Source organism: Arthrobacter sp. SPT-J7 (assembly GCF_059089965.1).
Genome location: NZ_JBNHFF010000311.1, coordinates 1 through 3,028 on the forward strand (window position 1 = coordinate 1; position 3,028 = coordinate 3,028).

Genomic DNA, 3,028 nt, shown 5'->3' on the forward strand with positions numbered 1-3,028 from the left:
GGCAGCCACCTCGGCCTGCAGCGCGGCCGGGACCTCGTAGCAGTTCCCGCAAATTGACGGTCCCAGCCAAGCGCGGATGCCTGCCGCGCCGAGTGATTCCATGCCCGCTACCGCGGCTGGAATGACGCCGTTGGCCAGGCCTGGCCGGCCTGCGTGGACAGCGGCCAGGACCGGCCCTTCCGGGGACTCCCCTGCCAGCAGGACGGGAATGCAGTCGGCTACCATAACGGCCAGCGGAAGGCCCTGGGAAACCATGGCGTCGGCCTCGGGTGCGGGGCTTTCCGGGGCGATGACGGCCACGGTGGTGCCGTGGACCTGGTTCATGAACCGCAGGCGGTGCGGGGCGACGCCCAAGGTCCGCTCCAGGTCCTCGCGGCGCCGGCCCACCTCCGCGGGATCGTCACCTACGTGCAGCGCCAGGTTTCCGGCGGCAGCGTCAGTGAAGGCGACAGACACCCCGGGCCGGATTTCGGCACGCCAGTGGAACAAGCCGGGGCCTACTTCAGGAAATCGGGGACATCCAGGTCATCCGAGTGGCTGCCGGTGAGGTCCGGCTCCACCACGGAGGGGAGGTCGACGTCGAAGCCTGAGTCGGCGGGCACAGCGGAGGGGCGCTGCTGCCCCCAGTTGCTGAGGCCCGCTGCGCCGACGCCTGCGTGCACCGGCTGGACATTCATCGAGTGGTTGCCGGCGGACGGCGCCTGGGCGGGTGCGGGGGCAACGGCTGCCGGCCGCTGTGGAGCAACCTGGGGCTGGGACTGGTCCATGGACGGCGAGGTGGCCTTGACGTCGTCGAACCCGGCTGCGATGACCGTCACGCGGGCTTCGTCGCCGAGGGCGTCGTCGATGACGGCACCGAAGATGATGTTGGCTTCCGGGTGCGCCACTTCCTGGACGAGGCGTGCGGCCTCATTGATCTCGAACAGGCCGAGGTCCGAACCACCCTGGATGGAGAGGAGCACCCCGTGTGCGCCGTCGATGGAGGCTTCCAGCAGGGGCGAGGCAATGGCAAGCTCGGCGGCCTTGACGGCGCGGTCCTCGCCCCGGGCAGAGCCGATGCCCATCAGGGCGGAACCGGCGCCCTGCATCACGGACTTGACGTCCGCGAAGTCGAGGTTGATCAGGCCCGGAGTGGTGATGAGGTCAGTGATGCCCTGGACACCGGAGAGCAGCACCTGGTCAGCGGAGCGGAAGGCGTCCAGGACTGAGACGTTGCGGTCGCTGATGGACAGGAGGCGATCGTTCGGAATGACGATCAGGGTGTCCACTTCGTCGCGCAGGGCGTCAATGCCTGCCTCAGCGGAACCGGCACGGCGGCGGCCTTCGAACGTGAACGGGCGGGTCACGACGCCGATGGTCAGGGCACCGAGGGACCGCGCAATGCGTGCGACGACGGGAGCGCCGCCGGTACCCGTTCCACCGCCTTCGCCAGCGGTAACGAAGACCATGTCTGCCCCGCGGAGTACTTCCTCGATCTCGTCCGCGTGGTCCTCCGCAGCCTGCTTGCCCACCTCGGGGTTCGCGCCTGCGCCAAGGCCGCGGGTGAGCTCCCGTCCCACGTCCAGCTTAACGTCGGCATCGCTCATCAGCAGGGCCTGGGCGTCAGTGTTGATGGCGATAAATTCAACACCTCGGAGGCCGACCTCGATCATGCGGTTGACTGCGTTCACGCCACCGCCGCCGATGCCGACGACTTTGATGACGGCCAAGTAATTCTGCGGAGCTGCCACGTTACGTGTCCCTTGTTCGTGTCTTATTGCGAAATCTGATGAAGAGCTTAGTGCCTGCAACCTTAACCTTCGAGTTGAAGGTTATAGTTATGTCAAGTAACTCATGTCTGTGACCGTATTTCCTCTGGTTCACACATTCAATAACCGCCTCCGCGTGTCGGATTAATAGCCGAAAGAAAGCGTCTTATCGGGTCACCGGGTGACGGGGCACGCTCACGTCGTACACCTTAACCGGGTTTTTGGGATCCGCCGGGACCTTGAGGAGGGCGGCCAGTACTTTGGCCTTGAGTTCCTTCTCCCCCGCGTTGCCCCAGATGATGGTCTGGCCGTCCACAAGCTTGAGTTCCACAGCATCCACTGACTGTGCGGACGCGTTGGACAGCCTGGCCAGCACATCTGCCGGAAGGGCGCCCAACACCTCCGCGGTGGCGCGGAAGAGCTCCTTGCCGATGGTGCCGGCACCGCCGTCAATCACCGGTAGGGAGACAGACGACGGATCGGCGGTAGCTGCCAGCTGCACGCCCTCGACATCAACCAGCTGGTACTGCTCCCCCTGCTTGACCAGGGCCACGGGAACGCGTTCGCGAACCTCTACCGCGAGGCCCGACGGCGGGCGCGCCTCAGCGGACACGGACTTAACCTGGACGAGCGGTTCAAGGAGGCGGCCCACCTCCTCGTCCGTGATTTGCGGCAGGGGCTTCCCGTGCAGTGGTTCCAGCGCAGTCTCCACCTGGGCCGGCGTCAGCAGGCGGGTACCGGAAACTGAGATGGTGTCCACGGCAAGGACCGGGGAAAAGATCGCCGCGGCCAGCAGTCCGGCCACGACCGCAACCATCGTGGCGGCCACGACCAGGACATTCCGCTTCCGCCGCTTGCCCTTCGGTTCGGGAAAGGCCAGCACATTCCCGGCCGAACCTCTCGAAGCCGACGGGGATTCCGCAGGTTTTGCTTTCTTCCGGCCCCCGAACATGGTTCTCGTCGCATCTTGCGGCGACTGCGCGGCTGGCTCGGCCACCGGCCGCGAGGCTGAAATGACGTCGGGGCCGCTCCCCGTATCCCGGTTCCCGGTGCCGGAACGCGGGGTTCGGCCGGCAGTGTTCCCAGCGGCAGTCTTCCCAGCGGCAGGGCGTGTGCCGGTGGAAGCGTACGTGGGGCGGCGGGAACTAGGCACTCAAGGCCTCCACAATCTGCGGCCCGTATGCCGTGACGTCACCGGCGCCTGCCGTGACGACGATATCCCCGTCGCCGGCGGCGGCGGCGAGGGCAGCCACGGCCTCCGCGGCCCGGACCAGCCGCCC

At 66.9% G+C, this 3,028-nt stretch carries 3 protein-coding genes; all 3 read right to left on the bottom strand.

Annotated features, from left to right (window positions below; all coding sequences use genetic code 11):
- The coding region (locus tag AC5RWX_RS31845) for a purine nucleoside phosphorylase YfiH/LACC1 family protein (protein ID WP_494100181.1) at positions 1-489 on the bottom strand (489 nt) is incomplete at its 3' end.
- A gap of 8 nt (positions 490-497) precedes the next feature.
- Positions 498-1,730, bottom strand: a complete 1,233-nt coding sequence (gene ftsZ / locus AC5RWX_RS31850; protein WP_430228449.1) for a cell division protein FtsZ — start codon at positions 1,728-1,730, stop codon at positions 498-500.
- A 184-nt stretch (positions 1,731-1,914) separates the two neighbouring features.
- Positions 1,915-2,901 carry a cell division protein FtsQ/DivIB gene (locus AC5RWX_RS31855; RefSeq protein ID WP_494100182.1) on the bottom strand — a complete coding sequence of 329 codons (987 nt, stop codon included), beginning with the start codon at positions 2,899-2,901 and terminating at the stop codon, positions 1,915-1,917.
- Positions 2,902-3,028 lie beyond the last annotated feature (127 nt).